The 23,537-nt window shown below is 31.3% G+C and carries 24 protein-coding genes; 13 read left to right on the top strand and 11 right to left on the bottom strand.

The window, feature by feature from the left end; genetic code table 11:
* Positions 1-68: 68 nt before the first annotated feature.
* From G0Q09_RS00910 to G0Q09_RS00890, 5 genes are all read right to left on the bottom strand, one after another.
* A complete protein-coding gene (locus G0Q09_RS00910; RefSeq protein WP_219033674.1) occupies positions 69-683 on the bottom strand; it encodes a porin family protein in 615 nt (204 codons plus the stop codon).
* Positions 684-737: 54 nt separating this feature from the next.
* Positions 738-2,372: a M56 family metallopeptidase gene (locus G0Q09_RS00905; RefSeq protein WP_219033673.1), complete on the bottom strand. Its 1,635-nt coding sequence runs from the start codon at positions 2,370-2,372 to the stop codon at positions 738-740.
* A gap of 84 nt (positions 2,373-2,456) precedes the next feature.
* Complete coding sequence (locus tag G0Q09_RS00900; protein WP_038331851.1) at positions 2,457-2,834, bottom strand: BlaI/MecI/CopY family transcriptional regulator; 378 nt, start codon at positions 2,832-2,834, stop codon at positions 2,457-2,459.
* A gap of 134 nt (positions 2,835-2,968) precedes the next feature.
* Positions 2,969-3,604 carry a porin family protein gene (locus G0Q09_RS00895; RefSeq protein ID WP_052217537.1) on the bottom strand — a complete coding sequence of 212 codons (636 nt, stop codon included), beginning with the start codon at positions 3,602-3,604 and terminating at the stop codon, positions 2,969-2,971.
* 147 nt (positions 3,605-3,751) lie between these two features.
* On the bottom strand, positions 3,752-5,008 hold the full coding sequence (locus tag G0Q09_RS00890) for a 3-deoxy-D-manno-octulosonic acid transferase (protein WP_219033672.1): 1,257 nt from the start codon (positions 5,006-5,008) through the stop codon (positions 3,752-3,754).
* A 100-nt stretch (positions 5,009-5,108) separates the two neighbouring features.
* On the opposite strand from G0Q09_RS00890, the gene G0Q09_RS00885 reads away from it, so the two are divergent.
* From G0Q09_RS00885 to G0Q09_RS00875, 3 genes are all read left to right on the top strand, one after another.
* The gene (locus G0Q09_RS00885) at positions 5,109-6,224 is read left to right on the top strand and encodes a DegT/DnrJ/EryC1/StrS family aminotransferase (protein ID WP_219033671.1); all 1,116 of its coding nucleotides are present in this window, start codon (positions 5,109-5,111) and stop codon (positions 6,222-6,224) included.
* A gap of 96 nt (positions 6,225-6,320) precedes the next feature.
* A complete protein-coding gene (gene galE / locus G0Q09_RS00880) occupies positions 6,321-7,334 on the top strand; it encodes a UDP-glucose 4-epimerase GalE (protein ID WP_219033670.1) in 1,014 nt (337 codons plus the stop codon).
* A 3-nt stretch (positions 7,335-7,337) separates the two neighbouring features.
* The gene (locus G0Q09_RS00875; RefSeq protein WP_219033669.1) at positions 7,338-7,742 is read left to right on the top strand and encodes an NUDIX hydrolase; all 405 of its coding nucleotides are present in this window, start codon (positions 7,338-7,340) and stop codon (positions 7,740-7,742) included.
* 54 nt (positions 7,743-7,796) lie between these two features.
* Here G0Q09_RS00875 and G0Q09_RS00870 read toward each other — a convergent pair whose 3' ends face one another.
* Entirely contained in the window at positions 7,797-8,252 is a 456-nt protein-coding gene (locus G0Q09_RS00870) for a copper resistance protein NlpE (RefSeq protein ID WP_219033668.1), read from the bottom strand.
* Positions 8,253-8,337: 85 nt separating this feature from the next.
* Here G0Q09_RS00870 and G0Q09_RS00865 point away from each other — a divergent pair, with 85 nt between their 5' ends.
* On the top strand, positions 8,338-8,844 hold the full coding sequence (locus tag G0Q09_RS00865; protein ID WP_219033667.1) for a methylated-DNA--[protein]-cysteine S-methyltransferase: 507 nt from the start codon (positions 8,338-8,340) through the stop codon (positions 8,842-8,844).
* Between the two features lie 46 nt (positions 8,845-8,890).
* On the opposite strand, the gene G0Q09_RS00860 is transcribed toward G0Q09_RS00865, so the two are convergent.
* Positions 8,891-9,382, bottom strand: a complete 492-nt coding sequence (locus tag G0Q09_RS00860) for a copper resistance protein NlpE (protein WP_219033666.1) — start codon at positions 9,380-9,382, stop codon at positions 8,891-8,893.
* A gap of 135 nt (positions 9,383-9,517) precedes the next feature.
* On the opposite strand from G0Q09_RS00860, the gene lipA reads away from it, so the two are divergent.
* The 6 genes from lipA to G0Q09_RS00830 all read left to right on the top strand — a co-directional run bounded on the left by lipA (position 9,518) and on the right by G0Q09_RS00830 (position 14,653).
* Entirely contained in the window at positions 9,518-10,387 is an 870-nt protein-coding gene (gene lipA / locus G0Q09_RS00855; protein ID WP_038331870.1) for a lipoyl synthase, read from the top strand.
* Between the two features lie 80 nt (positions 10,388-10,467).
* Entirely contained in the window at positions 10,468-11,241 is a 774-nt protein-coding gene (locus G0Q09_RS00850; RefSeq protein WP_115001555.1) for a GLPGLI family protein, read from the top strand.
* 5 nt (positions 11,242-11,246) lie between these two features.
* Entirely contained in the window at positions 11,247-11,756 is a 510-nt protein-coding gene (locus tag G0Q09_RS00845; RefSeq protein WP_219033665.1) for a GLPGLI family protein, read from the top strand.
* Positions 11,757-11,804: 48 nt separating this feature from the next.
* A complete protein-coding gene (locus G0Q09_RS00840) occupies positions 11,805-12,005 on the top strand; it encodes a hypothetical protein (RefSeq protein ID WP_219033664.1) in 201 nt (66 codons plus the stop codon).
* 55 nt (positions 12,006-12,060) lie between these two features.
* Positions 12,061-13,320 (top strand): CinA family nicotinamide mononucleotide deamidase-related protein, encoded by a 1,260-nt coding sequence (locus tag G0Q09_RS00835; RefSeq protein ID WP_219033663.1) that lies wholly within the window; start codon positions 12,061-12,063, stop codon positions 13,318-13,320.
* A gap of 172 nt (positions 13,321-13,492) precedes the next feature.
* Positions 13,493-14,653 carry a dicarboxylate/amino acid:cation symporter gene (locus tag G0Q09_RS00830; RefSeq protein ID WP_125348645.1) on the top strand — a complete coding sequence of 387 codons (1,161 nt, stop codon included), beginning with the start codon at positions 13,493-13,495 and terminating at the stop codon, positions 14,651-14,653.
* A 62-nt stretch (positions 14,654-14,715) separates the two neighbouring features.
* Here the strand turns inward: G0Q09_RS00830 and G0Q09_RS00825 are convergent, their stop codons facing one another.
* The 3 genes from G0Q09_RS00825 to G0Q09_RS00815 form a co-directional block, all read right to left on the bottom strand.
* Entirely contained in the window at positions 14,716-15,951 is a 1,236-nt protein-coding gene (locus tag G0Q09_RS00825) for a DEAD/DEAH box helicase (protein ID WP_219033662.1), read from the bottom strand.
* Between the two features lie 76 nt (positions 15,952-16,027).
* A complete protein-coding gene (locus G0Q09_RS00820; protein ID WP_115001543.1) occupies positions 16,028-17,119 on the bottom strand; it encodes an RluA family pseudouridine synthase in 1,092 nt (363 codons plus the stop codon).
* Positions 17,120-17,130: 11 nt separating this feature from the next.
* Positions 17,131-18,099: a PASTA domain-containing protein gene (locus G0Q09_RS00815; protein ID WP_125348649.1), complete on the bottom strand. Its 969-nt coding sequence runs from the start codon at positions 18,097-18,099 to the stop codon at positions 17,131-17,133.
* Positions 18,100-18,190: 91 nt separating this feature from the next.
* Between G0Q09_RS00815 and G0Q09_RS00810 the strand changes: the two genes are divergently transcribed.
* Both G0Q09_RS00810 and coaD read left to right on the top strand, forming a co-directional pair.
* Positions 18,191-19,180 carry a D-alanine--D-alanine ligase gene (locus G0Q09_RS00810; protein WP_219033661.1) on the top strand — a complete coding sequence of 330 codons (990 nt, stop codon included), beginning with the start codon at positions 18,191-18,193 and terminating at the stop codon, positions 19,178-19,180.
* The gene (gene coaD / locus G0Q09_RS00805) at positions 19,168-19,629 is read left to right on the top strand and encodes a pantetheine-phosphate adenylyltransferase (protein ID WP_219033660.1); all 462 of its coding nucleotides are present in this window, start codon (positions 19,168-19,170) and stop codon (positions 19,627-19,629) included. The genes G0Q09_RS00810 and coaD overlap by 13 nt, the downstream gene beginning before the upstream one ends.
* 61 nt (positions 19,630-19,690) lie before the next feature.
* Here coaD and rnhB read toward each other — a convergent pair whose 3' ends face one another.
* The gene (rnhB, locus tag G0Q09_RS00800; protein WP_219033659.1) at positions 19,691-20,287 is read right to left on the bottom strand and encodes a ribonuclease HII; all 597 of its coding nucleotides are present in this window, start codon (positions 20,285-20,287) and stop codon (positions 19,691-19,693) included.
* 102 nt (positions 20,288-20,389) lie between these two features.
* Here rnhB and G0Q09_RS00795 point away from each other — a divergent pair, with 102 nt between their 5' ends.
* Entirely contained in the window at positions 20,390-23,533 is a 3,144-nt protein-coding gene (locus G0Q09_RS00795) for a SusC/RagA family TonB-linked outer membrane protein (RefSeq protein ID WP_219033658.1), read from the top strand.
* Positions 23,534-23,537 lie beyond the last annotated feature (4 nt).

Raw genomic sequence — 23,537 nt, 5'->3', positions numbered from 1 at the left:
CATGACGTACTAAAAAAGGAAACCCGAACGAGTTTCCTTATTTTTATAAATATGTTATAAAAGAATGATTAGAATGAATATCCTAAACCAACAGAAAATACAGAATTTTTGATATCTCCTCCGTTTTCATCAGAGATATTTGAAAGCCCAAAATTGTAACGAGCTCCTGCATTAAGACCATTTGAAAACTCATATCCTAATCCAATGTTTAATCCGAAATCTATAGATTTTAAGTAATCTTTCATATCTACATCTTCATCAATTTTTTGTCCTAGCGCAGTAGTTTTTACATTTAATTTAGAACTTACTAAAAAGCCTACTTGCGGACCAGCTTCAATATTAAAACCTTGTGTAGGATAAAATTTAAACATTAAGGGAACATTAATATAATCTAATTTATACTTTACGTCAGCATTTACGTTACCAATTTGTTCATTAACATAAATTTCTCCAGATTCTTTAGCTCCTTGTGTAGAATATAACAATTCAGGTTGAAACGCAAATTTCTCAGCAAATTTAATATTAGCATAACCTCCAATATGAAAACCTACTTTTGCATCAGCATTTTGGTTATCTCCAGATAAATTTGATACATTAAGACCTGCTTTAGCTCCAAATTTAGTTTGAGCATTTGTATTAATAGCGAAAGCTAATAATGGAATAAAAAATAAACATTTTTTCATATAAGTAAAATTTTAAAGTTTGAGTAAAGATATAACAATAATGTAAAAAAGGTACTAACTTTTATTCTTTTTACGCTCTTCTTTTTGTAGTATTTCGATTTCTTTTATTTGCTTTTTAGTATTTTGCTCATCAAGTTTCAACTCTGTTAGCTTTTTATCTAATTGTTTAGATAATGATTCATTAGATTCCGTAAATTTATATTCTACTGAATATCCATTCTTTGGAAGAATCGTAATATTCATATCATCACTATTTCTATTATCAACTTTTAAACTTGTAATTGTTTTAGGAGATTTGGATAAATCAAATTCACCATTTTTATTATTTGTAATATAAACCTTATCAATTTCAGAACTAATAATTTTGTGCTCAACACCATTTTTATCTGTATAAATAGAGTAACCATTTTTCAACGTAATATTATTTTTTACCGTCGGCATTTTAGCTGTTGTCACTTTTTTATCAATATTCGGAATGTCTTTTTCTGATTTGAAAATTTTGATGATACTTGAATCTTTTTTAATAATTTCAATGAAATTTTCATCTCCGCTTTTTCTTACAAAAACTTTTTCTATTTCTTTTGGATCAATTTTTTGCAAAACTTTTCCGTCCGTTCCATATAAAACTGTAGGAACCATATTTTTTTTCAAAACAATATCTTTTATTTTGATAGAATCATTCAGAATGATATCTCCAGCATCATTCAAGATAATTTTGTTTTGTGGATTACTTTTTAGAATCTTTTTTAACTCATCTTTCGTAATCACTTTTTCTATTGGAGTTGTTTTTTTAGCTTGATCTGTTTTGAGAAGCGAATCTCTTAAAGTAGTTGCTTGATCAAGTAGAATTTCGGCTTGCGATTGAACAGGTTTTTCCAACGCTTGTTCCACTTTTTGAGCTTTTTTCTCAACTTCTTGCGCGAACGATTTTTGGCTAAAAAGTACAAAAGCACTCAATATAAAAGGCAACGAAGCAAAAGACAGAATTTTTACTTTTCGTTTTGATGTATTTTTTGTCATCATAAGTAGGCGTTTTTTAGTTAGAATAAAATTGAAATTACTTGCCATCATAGATGGATTTTGCGTTGCAATACAATCCAAAATTTGATGTTGGTAAGTTTTTAAATCTGAGTTTCTTTTCAATACATATTCATCTGCCAAAAACTCGTGATTTAGTTTGATTGATTTTTTATAGAAATAAATAAACGGATTGAACCAAAAAAGAATTTGAAAAATTTCAATCAACAAAATGTCCAAACTATGTTTCTGAATACAATGCGCTTTTTCGTGATCAATTAAATTTTGATGTAAGCTTTTTAGTTGCTTTTTCGGAATAAAAATATATTTCCAAAAACTATACGGCTGATTCGAATCTAAATCAAGAATATATGTAATTTCTTGATCTTTGATTTTTTCCTCAGTTTTAATTTTGAACATCAATTCGTACAAATTGTAGATAAATCTTACAAGAAATATTACACCAACAAAAATGTAAATAACATTCAAAATATCACCAAAATTGATTCCTTTTTCTTGTTGCAACAATTCAGGATTTTGCATTAGAAAAGCCAATAATTCGGGCGAAATATTTGTTTCTGTCGCTGTGATAGGCAAATCAATTTTGTACAAAGGCGCGATTAACGAAAATATCAACGAAAACAACAGATAAAATTGATTGATTTTATACATGCTTTCACGTTCCAAAAAAAGTTTATAAAAGGAATATAAAAATCCGGAACAAAGAATAAATTTTATAAAAAACGCAACCATAGGCTATTTCTTTTTACGGTCTATTTCATTGTCAATTATGTCACGTAATTTTTCTAATTCTTCGACCGACATATTGTTCGATTTAGCAAAAAATGAAGCAAATTGTGTTGCCGAATTATTAAAAAAGTTGGAAATCATTCCTTTTACTTCTTTCGAAAAATAATCATCTTTTTTTACCAAAGCATAATATCGACGCGAGTTTCCCATTTGCTCGTAATCAATATAACCTTTGTCGTGCATCCTCTTTAATAAGGTAGAAATTGTAGTATTCGCAGGTTTTGGATCGTCATAAGAATCGATAATATCTTTCGCAAAAACTTGTTTTCCGCTCCAGATAACTTCCATCACTTCCTCTTCTCTTCTTGATAATTTAACTTTCATATCTACAACTGTATTTTCACTACTACAAATATAGAATTTAATTTAACATGACAAAGTTTTTTTAGAATTATTTAACGATAAAGCACAAAAAAAGGAGCAAAAAAGCTCCTTCCTATATTTAAATTCGAAATAAATTACATTTCAGCTAATTTATATGCTACACCAACGCTAAAGTAAGTATTTGTCAATTTAAAGTTATTATCAATTCCTGTTGGATAATAATCATTAATGTTTGATAATCCTTTTGTAAAACGAGCATTAATTTCTAATTCATCAGTAATTTTGTATGCAGCTCCGAAGTTTAAACCAAAATCAAATGTTTTGAAATTGTCTGTAGCTTTTATTTTAGTATCTGTTTTTCCTTCTTCAGTTTTCATTTTAGCAGAAACTAAAAATCCTAATTGCGGACCAAACTCAACATTTAAACCATCCATAATTTCATAACGTCCCATTAAAGGAATATTAATATTATGTGTTACAAATTTAGCTTTTGAATTGTCATTTGTTTTTAATCCAGCTCCTTGTTTAGAATACAGAAGTTCTGGTTGAAAACTAATTTGATCCGTTATTTTGTAGTTTGCATAACCACCAACATAAAAGTCTGTTCTTAATTTAGTCCCTAAACCATTTCCTTGACTATCAGAGTAAATTTTTCTAGAATCACCAGATAAAGTTGGAAAGTTAAGACCTCCTTTTACTCCTAAATCAATTTGCGCGTTTGCTGCACTTAATCCACCAAAAAGTGCTATTCCTAAGATTAGTTTTTTCATTTTTTTTATTACTTAAGTCTGAGTTATAATATTTAATTCAAAAGTAAAGTTTTATTCATACTGAAGATTGATTTACACTTAAAAAAATCAATAATACTTTTTTGATTCACAATTTCTGTGCCTTTTTTGTTAAAAATTGATAAAATTTTAAGATTTACAAATATCATCTAAATATTCTAAAATAATTTTAGTCGCATTTGGTGAATTTTGAACAAAATCTCCAGCTTTTTTTCCACTTTCTTTTCGGAAATTTTCATCATTCATCAAACGATTCATAATTGTATCAAATTCATGTCGATTAGCAATAGAAAATCCTCCGCCAACTTCTATCAAATCCACAGCTTCCTGAAATTTCTTGTATTTAGGACCAAAAACGACAGGATTTCCAAATGTTACAGCTTCTAACGTGTTATGAATTCCTGCACCAAAACCTCCGCCAATATAGGTAATATCTGCATAAGAATAGACTTTTGATAAAATACCAATTGTATTTAGAATAAATATTTTCGAATCGATTAACTCTTGCTTGGATGTTTTTTCTAAATCAGAAAATTTAACTGCTTTTTGGTTGATTTTATTCTGAAAAGAATTGATTTCAGCATCATTCAAATTATGTGGTGCAAAAACAATTTTCCAATCATTATTTAATTTTTGGTTGATTAAATTCACAAATAATTCTTCATCTTTTGGCCAAGAACTTCCAACAACAATTAATTTCGAATTTTGTTTAAAATCATTCATAAAATCCAATTCATTATCTTGATGAATGATCTGTTTGACACGATCAAATCGCGTATCGCCTGCAATTGTATTTTGTGTGATATTGATTGAATCCAGTAAATCTTTTGATTTTTGATTTTGAACAAAGAAATGATTTATCAAACTTAATTTTTTCGCAAACCAATTATTTCCGTCTTTTTTGAAAAAATTTTGACTCTCTCTAAAGATTGACGAAACCACTATTGTAGGAATGTTTTGCTGATGTAATTCGATAATCAAATTAAACCAATATTCGTATTTCACCAAAATCAAAATTTCTGGATGAAGCACTTTTATTAACTTTTCTGCATTTGATTTTGTGTCCAAAGGCAAATAAAAAATAACGTCTGCGCCTTGATAATTCTTTCTAATTTCATAACCAGAAGGAGAGAAAAATGAAACAGCAATTTTATGTGTTGGATAGTTTTCTTTCAATGCTTCGATCACTGGTCTACCTTGTTCAAATTCGCCTAAAGATGAACAATGTACCCACAAAACTTTATCGGTTTCTGAAATTTTAGAAGCTATTTTTTCTTCCCAATTTTTTCTTCCATCTACCCAAAGTTTTGCTTTTTCGTTAAAATTCGAAGCCAATTTTAGCGCCATTCCGTACGCCTTAATTGATGTGTTATAAAATCCTTGCACAATGTTGCAAAGTTAAAAATTTAGAATGAGCTTTTTTTGTACATTTGTTGTAATAATAACGACTTTTTAAAGTTGTAGATTTTGAAAGATTCATTAAGTTATGAAAAAAATACAAATGGTTGACTTACAAAGTCAATATCAAAAAATAAAAGGAGACGTTGATGCAGCAATTTTGAATGTTTTGGATTCGGCTGCTTTTATTAATGGACCAGAAGTAAAACAATTCGAAACTGAATTGCAAAATTACTTAAATGTAAAACACGTAATTCCTTGTGGAAACGGAACTGATGCGTTGCAAATTGCTTTGATGGCTTTAGGTTTAGAACCAGGTGATGAAGTAATTACGGCAGATTTTACATTTGCTGCAACAGTAGAGGTTGTTGATTTATTGAAATTAAATTCAATTTTAGTTGACGTTGATTATGATACTTTTACAATTGATACAGAAAAATTGAAAGCGGCAATTACGCCAAAAACTAAAGCAATTATTCCAGTTCATTTATTTGGTCAATGTGCGAATATGGACGAGATTATGGCAATTGCAAAAGAACATAATTTATATGTTGTAGAAGATACTGCGCAAGCTATTGGAGCGGATTACAAAGGTCGAAAAGCTGGAACAATTGGTCATATTGGTTGTACATCTTTCTTCCCTTCAAAAAACTTAGGTTGTTATGGTGATGGTGGAGCAATTTTTACAAATGATGATGATATTGCACATCGTTTACGTGGAATTGTAAATCACGGAATGTACAAACGTTACTACCACGATGAAGTTGGTGTTAACTCTCGTTTAGATTCTGTTCAAGCAGCAGTTTTACGTCGTAAATTACCTTTCTTAAATGATTATAACGCTGCTCGTAACAAAGCTGCGGCTTATTATACAGAAGCTTTTAAAGATATTGATGCATTATTAACGCCAGTAAAAGGAGCAGATACAACTCACGTATTCCATCAATATACGTTACGTGTAACAAATGGAAAACGTAATGAATTACAAGCGTTTTTAACTGAGAAAGAAATTCCTGCGATGATTTATTATCCTGTTCCATTACGCAAACAAAAAGCGTATGATAACGGGCATTATAATGATGCAGATTTCCCAAATACAAACAAATTGGTAGAAGAAGTAATGTCTTTACCAATGCACACAGAGTTAGATGAGGAGCAATTGGCTTACATCACTTCTGCTGTTCGCGAATTTTTTGGAAAATAATTTATCCTAAAAATAATACGAAAAAGCTTCTGATTAGTTTCAGAAGCTTTTTTATTTTCCTAAATTTGATTTCACTATAAAAACTAAATATTAAAAATGAGTAAAATATTAGTAACTGGAGGTTTGGGTTACATTGGTTCGCACACAGTTGTAGCTTTACAAAATGCAGGTTATGAAGTTGTGATTATAGACGACTTGTCGAACACAGAAATTGGCGTGTTGGACAAAATTACTTCTATTACTGGAACAAAACCAACTTATTTCGAGATTGACTTAAAAGATCAAGAAAAAGTAAACGAATTTTTCAAAATAAATAAAATAGACGGAATTATCAACTTCGCAGCGCATAAAGCAGTTGGAGAATCTGTTGAAAAACCGTTGATGTATTACCGTAATAATATTTTAGGTTTGATTAATCTTTTGGATGCGATGAAAGATTTTGATACAGATAATATTATTTTTAGTTCGTCTTGTACAGTTTACGGACAAGCGGATAAAATGCCTATTGATGAGCAAACTCCACTAAAAAAACCTGAATCTCCTTATGGAAAAACGAAACAAATGGGGGAAGAAATTTTAGAAGATTTCTCAGCAGCATTTGATAAAAATGTGATTTGTTTACGTTATTTCAATCCCGTAGGTGCACACCCAACAGCTAAAATTGGAGAATTACCAAAAGGAATTCCAAATAATCTAATTCCTTATGTTACACAAACTGCGGCTGGAATCAGAGAAGCATTATCAGTTTGGGGAGATGATTATCCAACGCGTGATGGAACGGCAATTCGTGATTATATCGATGTAAATGATTTGGCTGATGCACACGTAAAAGCCGTAACTCGTTTGATCGAAAATAAAAATAAAGCAAAGCTAGAATTCTTTAATCTTGGAACTGGAAAAGGATCTACGGTTTTAGAAGTTGTTCACGCATTTGAGGATGCCAATGATTTGAAATTGAAATACGAAATCAAAGAGCGTCGCGCAGGAGATATTATCGAAGCTTATGCAAATAACTCTTTAGCAGAAAAAGAATTGGGTTGGAAACCTGAAACAAAATTATCAGAAAGTATGCGTACTGCCTGGGAATGGCAAAAAAGTTTAGAAAAATAAAAGATGATTCAATTACCAACAGCGGGTTTATTAGTTATTAAAAATAATAAACTGCTTTTGACATTTAGCAAAAATAAAAAAGCGTGGTATTTACCAGGTGGAAAAATTGATAAAGGTGAAAATTCTGACACAGCTTTGGTAAGAGAAATAAAAGAAGAATTGAGTTTGGATTTGGTAAGAGAAGAGCTCAATTTTTATTGTCATATTACAGCTGAAGCATATGGAGAACAGAACCTTTTGATGGAACAAGATTGTTTTCTGTACGATTTGAACGAAGAAATAAAACCAACAAATGAAATTGAAGCTTACAACTATTTTACTTTTGAAGAATATTTACAAGAAGAAATTCAAGTAATTGGTGTAATTAAAGTTTTTGAAAAATTAACAAAAGATCATTTATTGAACTAAAATAATTTCAAAAATAGAAGGCAATCCGTAATCGAGATTGCCTTTTATTTTTTATTATTTAGTCTTTTTCAAGATGTATTTATCTTTCAAATTTCCTGTAATTTCTTTTCCTTGTTGATCCAAAACTTTCAATCTATTTTCTTCAACTTTCAACACTAATGGACTTACATTAGAATTTAAATGTAAAACATTTCCAGAAGCATCCCATTTATAAAATCCTTCGTCTTGATAAACTGTTTCTTTTCCTAAATATTCTTGCTCAATAAAAAAGTTACCATCTTTTTTCAATTCAACAATATATTTTATTCCTTCGCAATCGGCACAAGGTAAAATTCCTTCATATTTTCCTACCCAATTCAAAGAGTTTTTAGAATTATGTTCTGCCATAGCTACAATAGCAGGAATAGCATTATCAATACTATTGTTTTTTTGTTCTTGTTGAACACCTTTTGATTGGCAAGAGAATATAATGAAGGATGCGAAAATACTCGCGAATATAGATTTTTTCATAAATTAATTTTATGATATTTTTAACAACAAATTTGATACCAAATTACGACTATATTTTTCTAACTTTCAACTAAAATTTTATAAAATGTTTCACTCAAAAAAAATACAAACACCTCTTGGAGAAATGCTTGCAATAAAGTCGGAAAAAGGACTTTGTATGTTAGAGTTTTTTGATGGAAAATCGACCGAAAAACAACTCAAAGAAATAGAAAACTTGGGTGAAATTTTGGAAAAAGATGATGATATTTTGAATCGTTTAGAAAATGAATTGAACGATTATTTTAAAGGAAATTTAAAAGAATTTACCATTCCACTTGATTTGATTGGAACAGATTTCCAGAAAAAAGTTTGGAACGAATTAATTAAAATTCCGTTTGGAGAAACAAGATCGTACAAAGAACAATCGATAGCTGTTGGAGATTTATTAGCGATACGAGCAGTTGCAAATGCGAATGGAAAGAATAAAATTGCAATTGTAGTACCTTGTCATCGCGTAATTGGCTCAGATGGTTCGTTAACTGGATATGCAGGCGGAAAGAAACGTAAACAATTTTTGTTGGAATTAGAATCGCAACAATTAAACTTATTTTAATATGAAAGACAGCTTAATTACTGTCTTTCATATTGATTTAATAATCTTACTTTTTTAATAAAATGTATTTATCTGCTAATGGACCTTTGATATCTTCACCTTCTTGAGATAGGATAATTAGTTTATTTTCACCTACTCTATAAAAATGTCGATTTTTATCTTTTGTATCTAAATACAAAGCATTATTATCAGCAGTCCATTGGAAACGACCTTCATCTATTAATTTTTGGTTACCTTTCATATATTCAGAAACTACTTTTATAGTTTCATCTTTATTTAAAGTTACAGTTGTTTTAATTCCAGGACAATCAGCACATGGTAAAATTCCTTCATAAGTTCCTACCCAATCAATAGAAGTTTTCGCGTTATGCGTATCAATAATATGTGTGTCTGACGAGTTTATTGGTTCTTTTTGAATAGTTGAATCTTTATGTTCAGTTGTTGCTTCTTCAGTTTTTATAAGATCTTTATCTGTCTTTGTTTCGCAACTATAAATTATTGAGCTAAAAATAAGTGTAAGGATAATTGAGTTTTTCATTTGTTATTGATTTTAACTGATTAAAATCCAAATAATATTCCAAAAAATGTTAAAAACTATATTTTTATTTCATTTATTTAGGATGTAATAGCTTTCGAAAAAACTTTGTAAATTAGCCAATCAGAAAAGTAATGTATGAGTGTTGAGCTATTACCAGATGGAAGAGTAAAAAAACCTGAATGGTTGCGTGTAAAATTGCCTACAGGGAAAAAACATCGCGAATTAAGAGGTTTAGTAGATAAGTATAAATTGAACACCATTTGCCAAAGTGGAAGTTGTCCTAATATGGGCGAATGTTGGGGTGAAGGAACTGCAACATTTATGATTTTGGGAAATGTGTGTACGCGTTCATGCGGTTTTTGTGGTGTAAAAACTGGTCGTCCAGAGCAAGTGGATTGGGCAGAACCAGAAAAAGTAGCACGTTCTATCAAATTAATGCAAATAAAACATGCGGTTTTAACTTCTGTTGACCGTGATGATTTAAAAGATATGGGTTCTATTATTTGGGCAGAAACAATACATGCTGTTCGTAGAATTAGCCCAGGAACAACGATGGAAACATTGATTCCAGATTTTCAAGGAGTCGAAAAACACATCGATCGTATAGTAGAAGCTGCTCCAGAAGTGCTTTCTCATAATATGGAAACGGTTCGTCGTTTAACGCGCGAAGTTCGTATTCAAGCAAAATATGATCGTTCGTTAGAAGTTTTACGTTATGCAAAAGAAGCAGGTCAACGTCGTACAAAGACAGGGATTATGCTTGGGTTGGGTGAATTTGAAGACGAAGTTTTCGAAACAATTCAGGAAGTTGCTGATGCAAATGTAGATGTCATTACAATTGGTCAATATTTACAGCCAACGAAAAAGCATTTGCCTTTGAAAGAATTTATTACGCCAGAACAATTCAAGAAATACGAAGATTTCGCACGTGGATTAGGATTCCGTCACGTAGAATCTGGCCCATTGGTTCGTTCTTCTTATCACGCAGAGAAACATATTTTATAAATAGATTTATTATCATATTTTAAAGAGACACAAGTTATTGTGTCTCTTTTTTGTTATATTTAAATCTTAATTAAACTACTATGAAAAAACTATTAACACTAATTATCATCATTATTATTTCAAGTTTTGCGCAAGCGCAGTTTTATGAAATTACTTACGAAACACAAGTTCAAACGCATTACAATGAAGAAGGATTAAAATGGTTTGAAGAAGCAGTTGGCGGTGATAAGCTGGAAATCAAGAAAATGATTGAGATGAATCAAAATCCACCAAAGGAAACATTTAAGTTTATTTACAATGAATCGTTAAGTAAATCGGAATATATTCGTCGTATAAATAATAATCAAGATAATGAATCTATGATTTCTAAAGTACCAATGAATATGGGAGGGATTGTTGTAAATGATTATAAATTGAATCAATTCTCATACGAAATAGACGTTTATGGTAAAAATTATTTAGTTAAAGATAATTTAATACCGATTAATATTACTGATACAGGAAAAACAAAGGATATTATTGGTTTTAAAGCTTATGAAGCTACAGGGAAATTAAACGATATAGATATAATTGTTTGGTACACAAAAGATATTCCATATTTATATACACCTGATATTTATACGACTTCAAAAGGTTTTATTTTAGAGTTACACTATAAATTAAATTTTGATAATTCGGAAATGATCAATTCTTGGTTAGCAATTGCTAAAAAAGAATCTAAAAAATCGCCTAAAATAAGTGTGCCTAAAAAAGGAATTGAGGTAAAAGCAAATCAAACTGATGCAATTTATGATGAAGCTAATAAAAAAATGAATGAATTGAGAAACAATAGCGAAGGAGTTGATAAAAAATAATTAACATGAAAAAACTATTAATACTAATCATTCTCATTTCAAGTTTTGTACAAGCACAATTTTATGAAATAGATTTTGAAGTAAAACCTCAAATTCATTTTACGGATAAAGCTTTAGAAGAGATGAAGCAATATTATCCAGATCAAAAACAAAGAGACGAAGTTTTAGAAATGTCTAAAAATATTCCTTCGATTAATTATCAATTTTCCTATAATAAAACTCAAAGTCAATCAGTAAATATTCAAAAAATAGATAATTCTCAACAAGCACAAGGAGGCTCAATGGGAATTAGTCCAGATATAGGAGAAAAACCAATTTTTGATTACAAAGAGAAAGTTTTTTACAATGAAACAGATTTGTTTGTAAAGAAAATGATCATTTATGATTCGCTGAATTATGTAAATTTTACTGATACTGGAAAAAGTAAAACTATTCTTGGAATCGAAACCAAAGAAGCAATCGGGAAATACAAAGATGTTGATGTTATTGCTTGGTATGCGCCTTCAATTCCTTAGTCATATTCGCCAGATAAATATTATGGTACAAAAGGTTTGATTTTAGAATTGCATTATAAATACACGAAAGATGATGTAGAAGTATTGATTTCATGGAATGCGACAAAGAAAAAAGAATTAAAAAAAGCACCAATTTTTACAATAAATAATAAGTTACAAAAGGTATCCTATTCAGAATTTATGAGAATGATTGAAGAGGATAATCAAAAACAGCGCGAATTACATAATCAAGGTGTAGATAGAAAATAAAATCATATAAATAATGAAATCAAACTTGCTTAACTTTAAGCAAGTTTTTTTATGTATGAAAATTAAAGCGACATTACTCACAATTGGTGATGAAATTCTTATCGGACAAATTGTGGATACAAATTCTGCATTTATCGCCAAACAATTGAATACGATTGGGATTGAAGTGGAAGAAATTATTTCTGTAAAAGATGAATTGCAACATATAATTGAAGGATTTCAACGTGGCATATCAAAATCAGATATTGTAATTGTAACAGGAGGTTTAGGACCAACAAAAGATGATAAAACAAAGACTGCTTTGTGTCAATTTTTAGATTGTGAACTAGTTAAGGAGCCTAAAGTTTTAGAAAATATTGTTCAATTATTTCAAACAAGAGGTTACGCAAAAGAGTTAAATAGTTTGAATCAAGATCAAGCATTTGTTCCAGAAAAGTCTATATCTATTCAGAACAAATATGGAACAGCGCCATGTCTTTGGACTACAATTAATGATAAAATTATCATCAATTTGCCAGGTGTTCCTTTTGAAATGAAAGGTTTAATGCGTGATGAAATTATTCCGAGATTACAAAACCAATTTCAATCAGAAACTATTGTTCATCGTGATATTTTGGTGAGTGGAATTCCAGAAAGTGATTTAGCAATTTTGTTAGAAGAATGGGAAAATAATTTGCCCGAATTTATTCATTTGGCGTATTTACCGAATCGAACTTCTATTGATTTACGATTTTCAGCGTTTGGAACAGATAAAGAATTTTTACAAAATGAAATTCAGCATCAAATCAATCAATTCAAATTAATTGCAGGAGAATTTCTAGTTTCTGAAAATTCAGGAAATGCGCAGCAAATTTTGGGTGATATTTTAAAAGAAAAAGGATTGACAATTTCGACTGCCGAAAGTTGTACTGGAGGAAATATAGCAAGTTTGATCACGTCTGTTTCGGGAAGTTCTACTTATTATTTTGGAACAATTGTTTCGTACAACACTTCTGTAAAAGTAAATTTGCTAAATGTGAATCAATCTGATATTGATGAATTTACAGTAGTTTCGGAACAGATTGCTGAACAAATGGCAAAAGGTGTTCGAAATCAATTAAAAACGGATATTAGTATTTCTACAACTGGTGTCGCTGGTCCAAACAAAGGCGAAGATGGAAAAGAAGTTGGAACGGTTTGGATTTCTGTTACAAATGGTCATTCAACATTGAATAAAAAATATTTTTATCCCTATTTAGATCGAGAAGAATTCATTAAAATTGTTTCCAATAATGCGCTGAATTTAGCAATTCAGTTTGTGAGAGAGGAGTGTTAAAATAATGACTCTTGGGCAAACCAGAGTGATATGAAAAGATTATAAATAGAAATCAGAGTGATAGTGTATTTTTTAATGTCATATAATTTAGTGAAAAAATTTAAATATTTCCAAAAATATATTTAGTCTATTAAATTAATAGAGTTTATATTTGTCGCAAATTTTGTGTCAAATGTTAAAAAAGATTGCGAGCAATACATTATTTCGATTGCTTTTGGGTGTGATTGCCGGTTTGGTTTTAGGAAATTATCTGAACGAAAATACAATTCAAGTTGTTTTATCCTTAAAATATTTTACAGGGCAATTAATTTTCTTTTTGGTTCCGTTAATTGTGATTGGTTTTATCGTTTCTTCAATTACGAAATTAAGCGAAGGCTCTGCTAAAATAGTAGGTTTTTCATTATTAATTGCATATTTATCTTCAATAGGAGCGGGGTTATTTTCGATGATTGCAGGTTATCAAATCATTCCAAATTTATCTATTCCAACTTCAGTGGATTCGTTGCGAGAAGTTCCAAAAATTTTATTTCAATTAGATATTCCGCCAATTTTTTCGGTGATGACAGCGTTGGTTATTTCGTTGATGCTAGGAATGGGAATTTTGATTACAAAAGCGAAGGAATTAGAAAATATTTTTGATCAATTTAAAGACATTGTAATTCTTTTGGTAAATAAAGTTTTGATTCCAATTTTACCTTTTTTCATTGCTGCAAATTTTGCAATTTTGAGTTATGAAGGTTCTATTGAAAAACAATTACCAGTTTTCTTGAAAGTAATTTTAATCGTTATTATTGGTCATTTTATTTGGATGACATTAATGTATACAATCGCAGGGTTTTATCATAAAACAAATCCATTCAAACTACTAAAACATTATCCTCCTGTCTATTTAACGGCTGTTGGAACAATGTCTTCTGCTGCATCTTTGGGTATTGCTGTGAAAGCAGTTGACGATAGTAAAGTAATCAAACCAACGATTGCTAATTTTACGATTCCATTTTTCTCGAATACACATTTATGTGGATCAGTGTTGACAGAAGTTTTCTTTGTGATGACGGTTTCGCAAGTATTGTATGGTCATATTCCTGATTTAGGAACAATGGTAACTTTTGTTTTGCTTTTAGGCGTTTTTGCAGTTGGTGCACCAGGAGTTCCAGGTGGAACAGTTGTCGCTTCGTTAGGATTAATTTCAAATGTTTTAGGGTTTGATGAAGCTGGAGTAGCTTTGATCTTGACTATTTTCGCATTGCAGGATAGTTTTGGAACGGCGTGTAATATTACAACTGATGGCGCATTGAGCATGATTGTAGATAAATATGCTGAAGAGAAATAATTTTAACTCAACTATGAAAATATAAAAAAAATCACTTCGTCTCGAAGTGATTTTTTTTTGCTTTATTTTCTTCTTCCTCGATGAGGATTCTTTGGTTTCGTATCTTTTTTGGGTTTAAAACCTGTATTATTTTTCTTGAAATTATTATTGTTACTATTTGCGTCAGGTAATTTATAAAACTCTTTTGGCGTTTTAATTACTGTTACATAATTACCAATTAATTTCTCAATATTTGCCAAATCTCCTCTTTCGTCAGCAGCACATAAAGAAATAGCTTTTCCTTCACGTCCTGCACGACCAGTACGTCCAATTCGGTGTACATAGGTTTCAGGAACATTCGGTAATTCGTAATTGATCACATAAGGTAATTGATCAATATCGATTCCACGAGCAGCAATATCAGTCGCAATTAATACTTTTAATTTTTCTTCTTTGAAATCATTTAAAGCACGTTGTCTAGCATTTTGAGATTTATCACCATGAATTGCAGCAGCTGGAATTCCTACTTTTTCCAAGTGTCTTACTAAACGATTTGCGCCGTGTTTTGTACGTGTAAAAATCAAGGTACGATCTTCTGGATGTTCATTTAAAATGCTAACCAAAAGTTTTACTTTCATGTCTTTGTCTACATGATAAACAAATTGCTCAACCGTTTCGGCAGTCGAAGAAACAGGTGTTACGCTGACTTCTTTTGGACGACGAAGAACTGAATGAGAAAATTTTCGAATGTTTTTTGGCATTGTTGCCGAAAAGAAAAGTGATTGTCTTTCTTTTGGAATGATTTCTAAAATCTTTTTGATTTCATGAACAAATCCCATATCCAACATACGATCGGCTTCATCTAAAACAAAAATCTCTATTTGATTAATTTTTAAATGTCCTTGTCCAATCAAATCCAACAAACGACCAGGCGTTGCAATTAAAATATCAACACCATTTTTGATGGCTCCAATTTGTGGATTTTGATTAACACCTCCAAAAATCGCTAAATGTTTTAATGGTAAATTTTTACCATATAATTTAAAACTTTCGTTGATTTGAATGGCTAATTCACGTGTTGGCGTTAAAATTAATGTTCTAATTTTTCTTCCTTTACTCGGAGAATTTGTTAAGTTTTGTAGAATAGGAATTGCGAAAGATGCTGTTTTTCCTGTTCCTGTTTGTGCACAACCAATAATATCATTTCCTTCTAAAACTAAAGGAATAGATTGCTCTTGAATTTCGGTTGGTTCTGTATATCCAGCCTCATCAATTGCTTTTAAAATTGGTTCAATTATATTTAATTCTGAAAAATTCATTGATTAAAATCGTGTAAGTTTTTATATAGAAATAGATAAGCACTTCCGTAGAAGTGCTTTATAATTAAAAATAAATCTATTCCATTTCTTTTGCGTTGCGATCAATTTTTTCCTCAGGTTCTGTTGCATGAACAGAGTTTGCCGAATAATTTCTCCAACGTTCTAAAATATCTATCATATCAGCAGGCATCGGGGATTCGAAATACATACGTTCTCCTGTTGTAGGATGATCAAATCCTAATGTGCGTGCGTGTAAAGCTTGGCGAGGACAAGCAGCGAAACAATTGTCAACAAACTGTTTGTATTTGTTGAATGTTGTTCCTTTCAAAATGCGATCTCCACCATAACGAGCATCATTGAATAATGGATGACCCAAATGTTTGAAATGCGCACGAATTTGATGTGTACGACCAGTTTCTAATTTACATTCGACCAATGTAACATAAGAAAAATTCTCCATTACTTTATAATGTGTCACAGCATGTTTACCTTGATCTCCATCAGGAAAAACTGCCATTTGCATACGATCTTTTAAGTGTCGACCAATATGTCCTGTAATTGTTCCTTCTTGTTCTGCCAAAACTCCCCAAACCAAAGCATTGTATAAACGGTCTGTTGTGTGAGCTGCAAATTGTTCTGCTAAACTTGTCATCGCAACTTCTGTCTTCGCAATAACCAAAAGTCCGCTTGTGTCTTTATCGATACGGTGTACCAAACCAGGACGTTCCATCTGATCTGACATTGATGGTAAATTATCAAAATGAAACTTTAAGGCATTTACCAAAGTTCCTGTATAATTTCCATGTCCAGGGTGTACAACCATTCCAGGTTCTTTATCAATTACGACAACTTGATCATCTTCGTAAATAATTTTGATTGGAATATCTTCTGCTATAACTTCATTCTCGCGTGGAGGAGTTTCTAACATAATCTGAATAAAATCTCCAGGCTTTACTTTGTAATTCGATTTTACAGATTCATTGTTCACTAAAATGTTTCCGTTATCGGCTGCTTGTTGAATTTTATTTCTTGTTGCGTTCTCAATTCTAATCATTAAGAACTTATCTATACGCAATAACGATTGACCTTTGTCAACCGTTATTGAAAAATGCTCGTATAATTTATTGTCGTTTTCCTCTTGTAAGAAATCTTCTAAATCTTCTGTCATTTATTCTCTTTCTATTCTATAATAATCTCTTCTGGAGCTTTAGGCGCTTCTGTAGGCTTTTGTTGCTCTGTAGGCTGATTATTTTGTTGTTGCTGTTGTTGCATATCTTTGATCTGCTGTTCAGCTTTTTGTGTTATAATATCTCTATATTGAGAACCGCTAATTGTATCTTCGCCAAAGTTTTTGTACTGAACATCCAATTCTTTTAACTGCGTTCTAATTTTATCGCGAGGTTCTGTTGATAACCAAATATCAATTGGTTGACCTTGATCGTAAGTATCCGTAGCAAATGGGAATTGATAAACAACTCTTGCGTTGATTGTATCATGAGAAGCTCCAATAAATTTGATTTGACCAATCTCGAAGAAATTATCTTTGATTGATTTTTTAGCTTCTGTTAATGTTAAATTAACCAAATTAGGCATTCTAACACCAGATAACATTCCGCGTCCTAATACCAAATCAACTGTTGCAAAACGAGGTAATTGTTCACCTGCTTTTACAATTTTTCCGTTGTATAATATTTTAAGAACTGCATCTTTTGCTAAATCTGGTTCGTAAATTATTTTTCCGATTTTAAGGCCAGAAATTTCTAATTGAGTAAAGGCCAAACGTTTTGATTTTCCAACTAAATCTGGTAATTCAACTGGACGATATGTTTTCGGATTTGATTTAATAAAGATACGACGACCTTCTTTTACACGCGATTCTGCTGCTGGATAAAAATCCATAATTGCAAAAGGTTTCGTATTTGGATCAAAACGAGAACTATCTACTTCGTATGTCAAACCAAGTTCTTCTAACTTAGCTGTAGCATCAGTAATATTCATTTTTGATAAATCCGGAACTTCAACAAATTCATTGTGATTTGTATACGAATCTAACCAAACGTTAAAAATAAAATGGTAAAGCCCAAATGATAGCGCTATTACAATAGCTACATTCAGCAAAACTTGAATGATTGATTTTACTCCTTTCATTGAAATGATAAATTGTCGCACAAATATAGTTTAAAAATAATATTTATGATTGATGTCAAAGTTCTATATTTGAATAAATTTTAAATTAAACATGTTAAGAGTAGCAGTTGTAGCAGGTGGATATACGGATGAAAGCGTGATTTCGTTGAAAAGTTGCGAGTTAATTTACTCAAGTCTAAATCCAGAAAAGTACGACAGAACAAGGGTTCGAATCTTAAAAGAAGGTTGGTTTGCCGAAATTGAAGGCGAAAAATATCCAATCAATAAAGGTGATTTCTCATTTGAAAAAAATGGAGAAAAAATTACGTTTGATGTCGTTTTTAATACAATTCATGGTACGCCAGGCGAAGATGGTTATTTGCAAGCGTATTTTGAAATGATTGATTTGCCATACAATGGATGTCCTTTTTATCAATCTGCCTTAACATTTAATAAAAAAGATTGTATTGCAGTATTGAGTAAATATGGAATTCCGCACGCGAAATCAATTTATCTTAATCAAGGAGATCAATATTCTGCAAAAGAAATTATCGATCAAGTTGGTTTACCTTGTTTTGTGAAGCCAAATCGTTCAGGATCAAGTTTAGGAATTTCTAAAGTTCATAAAGAAGAAGAATTTGAGGCAGCAATGCAAAAAGCTTTTCTTGAAGATAAAGAAGTTTTGATCGAATCTTTCTTAGATGGAACAGAGGTTTCGGTTGGAGTTTTAAATTACAAAGGAGAAACAATGGTGTTGGGAATTACGGAAATTGTTTCGCACACAGAATTCTTTGATTATGATGCAAAATATAACGGTTTGTCTGACGAAATTACGCCAGCTCGTTTAACGCCAGAAGTTGAAGCAAGAGTAAGAGAAATTGCAGCTAAAGCATATAAATGTATTAATATGTCTGGATTTTCTCGTTCAGAATATATTATTGTAAATGGAGAACCGCATTTTATTGAAATGAATACGTTACCAGGTTTTTCTCCTGCAAGTATTTTTCCTCAGCAAGCTGCTCATGCAGGAATTGCATTAGAGGATTTGATGGATAGTGAAATAGAATTTGCTTTAAATAGACCTTCAGCATGGATAGAGTAGCCGTATTTCCTGGGTCTTTTGATCCAATTACTTTAGGACATTTAGATATTATAGAGCGTGCAGTTCCTTTATTTGACAAGATTATTGTTGCCATTGGAACAAATTCATCGAAGAATTATATGTTTTCTTTGGAGCAACGAATTAAGTTTATTGAAGATTCTGTTGCGAAATTCGAAAATGTAGAAGTGATGGCTTATAAAGGTCTGACTGTAGATTTTTGTGATGAGGTAAATGCACAATTTATTTTACGTGGACTTCGTAATCCAGCCGATTTCGAATTTGAGAAAGCGATTGCGCACACAAACCGAGCAATTACAAATCATAATATTGAAACAATCTTTTTATTAACATCTTCTGGTAAAGCTTACATCAGTTCAAGCATTGTGCGTGATGTCATGCGAAACGCAGGGAAATATGAGATATTAGTTCCAGATGTTGTGAGGATTTAGAATAACGTTATATTATATATATAAAACGAGAACATTTATATAATGCTCTCGTTTTTATTTTCTATAAATCTAAACTTAATTGATCTGGTAATAACTTAAATGTCATCCTATGATAAGGAGTAGCTCCAAATTCTTTTATTGCTAATCGATGAGCTTTTGTCGGGTAACCTTTGTTTTTTTTCCAATCGTACATTGGAAATTCTTCATGGATTTTTTCCATATATTCATCACGATACGTTTTTGCTAAAATAGATGCTGCCGCAATATTCATATATTTTGAATCACCTTTTATAATACATTTGTGTGGGACATCATGATATTTATTAAAACGATTTCCATCAACAACAATCAAATCTTTCGGACAATCTAATTGATCTATTGCTCTATGCATGGCCAAAAAACTAGCGTTTAAGATGTTTATTTCGTCAATTTCATTTGGCCAAACAATTCCAATTGCCCAATATTTAGCATTTTCTTCTATAAATGTTCTCAACGAATTTCTTTTCTTTTCAGATAATTGTTTTGAATCATTAATAATATTGTTTTCAAAATCTTCTCCTAAAATAACGGCTGCTGCTACAACAGGACCACTCAAACAACCCCTTCCTGCTTCATCACAACCTATTTCATATTCGTGATTTGATAAAACTTTATACAATTTTTTATTTTTTTAACAAAGTTATCAAAATTTAGCATAAAAAAATTTTGTAAATGTTAGAGAAATCTTAAGTTTATGAAAGTTTTAAAAATGTTTTAACAGATGAGGAGAAATTTAAAAAACTTGTTTGTATTAGGAGGACTTCTTTTAGGAGCTTCTTTATATGCGCAAGAAAAGACAGTTACAGGAACTGTAACAGACTCTGATGGACTTCCAGTAGCTGATGCTGTTGTAAAAACAACATCAGGAAAAGAAGCTTACACTGACGAAAATGGGGTGTTTAGTATTGAAGCTAAGCAAGGAGATTTAGTAACAGTAGAAGCAATGGGATTGCCAACTCAAACTTTTTCAGTTGGTACTGGTTCAGAATATAAAGTAACTCTTAAGCCTTCTGAAACGGTAGAGTTAGAAGGGGCTGTAGTAACAGCATTAGGAATTACTCGTGATAAAAGATCATTAGGATATGCATCTCAAGAAGTAAAAGGAGATGTTATTCAGGCAGGTAGAGGAAGTAACGCGTTACAATCTTTATCTGGTAACGTGGCTGGAGCTCAAATTACTGCACCTTCTTCTTTAGGAGGATCTACTCGTATAACATTAAGGGGGATTGGATCTATTACAGGAGAAAATAGACCGTTAATTGTTATTGATGGTATTCCATTAGCTAATAATAATGTTAATGATACTAATACTCAACGTGGTGCTGGAGGACGTGATTATGGTGATGGAGCTTTTGATATTAACCCAGATGACGTAGAGTCTATCAACGTCTTGAAAGGTGGTCCTGCATCAGCTTTATATGGTTCTCGTGCTGTGAATGGTGTAATCATGATCAAAACGAAAACTGGTAAAAAAGGTAGAGAAGAAATTACTGTAAATACAGGTGTTGCTTTTGAGTCTATTAACCAAATTCCAAAATTACAAAGTTTATATGGAGGTGGAGGTTCAAGTGAATTTGAAACAGTTAACATAGGAGGTAAAGATTATCAAATTGTAGATTATGCTACAGATGAATCTTGGGGACCAAGATTTAACAATCAAGAAGTTTTACAATGGTATGCTTTTGATCCTGAATTTGCTAGCGATTACATGAAAACAACGCCTTGGAGAGCTTCAAAAAATGATGTAAAGTCATTTTTTAATACAGGAGTCGCATATACGAATAGTGTATCGTTTGCAAAATCTTATGAGGCTACTAATTTAAGAGTTTCGTTATCTAATGTTAACCAAACAGGTATCGTTCCAAATTCTAGTTTAAAGAAAACGACAGCAAGTATTAACTTATCAAATAAATTTAGTGATGTATTTACTGTAACAACTAATTTAACTTATACTAGAACTGACGGTTTCAATAGACCAGAGGTTGGATATGGAGATAACTCAGTAGCTCAAAAAATGTTCCAATGGGGGCAAAGACAATTGGATTATAATAAATTAAAAGATTATAAATTAGCGAATGGTAACCAACGTTCTTGGAATAGAACTTCTTGGGATGATGGTACACCAGCTTATTCTGATAATCCATACTGGGTAGTGAATGAAAATACATCAAAAGATAAAAGAGATCGTTTCTACGGAAATGTGGAATTTAAATATGATATAGCTCCAGGATTATATGCAATTGCAAATGTAATGGGGGATACTTATGATATGCAAATATCTGAGCGTGTAGCGGTAGGTTCTCAAGCAATGTCAAAGTATTCTGAAGCGTACTATAAGTTTACTGAGATGAACTATGAAGGACGTATACATTTTGATAAAAAATGGGGAGACTTCTCCTTAAATGCTTTTGCAGGGGTGAACAGAAGACACAAAACACAAAGTAGATTATCATCTTCTACAAATGGTGGATTAGTTGTTCCTAATTATTATTTTATTGGAAATAGTTTAGATAATCCAACAACATCGAGTTTTAGAGAAACTTCAGAAGTGAACTCTATATATGGTATGATCTCTTTGGGATATAAGAATATGTTATTCTTAGAGGCAACGGGCCGTAATGACTGGTTTTCTTCATTACCTATAATAAATAATAGTTATTTTTATCCATCTGTCACAGGGAGTTTTGTATTCTCTGAAGTATTTAAACCAAGTTGGTTAAATTTTGGTAAATTAAGAGCAGGTGTTTCGCAAGTGTCGTCTGATTTAACTCCATATCAAACAGGGGATGTATTAGGTTCAAGTATAAACTTTAATGGAACGCCTACATTTATTCAGTCAAATACTAAGATGAATCCGTTATTAAAACCTGAGATTAAAGATACATGGGAAGTTGGTTTAGAAGCATCTATGTTTAATAATCGTTTCGGTTTTGATGTGACTTATTATAATGAGAAACGTACAGATTTATTAGTGCCAGTTCAGCACTCTTGGTCTACAGGAAATGGATATAAGTGGTTGAATGCAGGAGAGATGAGTAACGAAGGTGTTGAAGCATTAGTAAATATTGTTCCATTAAGAAATCAAGATTTTGAATGGAAAGTAACGTGGAATTTTGCTAAAAACAACAATAAAGTAGGTAAAGTTTCTGATGAAATGGATTCATACAATTTATCAACTGCACCATTTAGTGTTCAACTTTGGGCTTTATCTGGTCAACAGTATGGACAGTTAAGAGGTACAGACTTTGTTTATGATGATCAAGGTAATAAAGTAGTAGATGCAAATGGATTCTATGAAAAATCTGAAGTTAAGAATTTAGGATCAATTATTCCTGATTATAACATGGGTATTAGAAATACATTTACATACAAAGGTGTTGCTTTATCAGCTTTAATTGACATTCAAAAAGGAGGTAAATTCTTCTCTACTTCTCATATGTGGGGTATGTACTCTGGTATGTTAGAAGAAACTGCTGCTAACGGAGTACGTGAAAACGGAGTTGTTGCTCAAGGAGTAGTTTGGGATGCTAATACAAAAACTTATGTAGAAAATACTAAAAATGTAGAGGCATACGATTACTATAAAGCATATTACAATGGAGTAGATAGTCGTAATGTATTTGATGCAGATTATATAAAATTGCGTGAAGTAACATTGTCTTATACTTTCCCTAAAAAATGGGCAGGTCCATTTGCTAATGTAACAATATCAGCATTTGGTAGAAATTTAGCTACTTGGGGATTGGATAAAAAAGGATTTGATCCAGAAATGGCTTCTTATGGATCAGGAAATGTACAAGGAATTGAAGGAGGTTCATTACCTTCTACAAGAACTTATGGTATGAATCTTAAGTTACAATTCTAAAAAT

Origin of the sequence: Empedobacter falsenii, from assembly GCF_019308355.1 — a bacterium.
Taxonomy (GTDB): domain Bacteria; phylum Bacteroidota; class Bacteroidia; order Flavobacteriales; family Weeksellaceae; genus Empedobacter; species Empedobacter falsenii_B.
The sequence above is the reverse complement of the archived record's forward strand: the minus strand, read 5'-3'. Positions and strand labels throughout refer to the sequence as shown.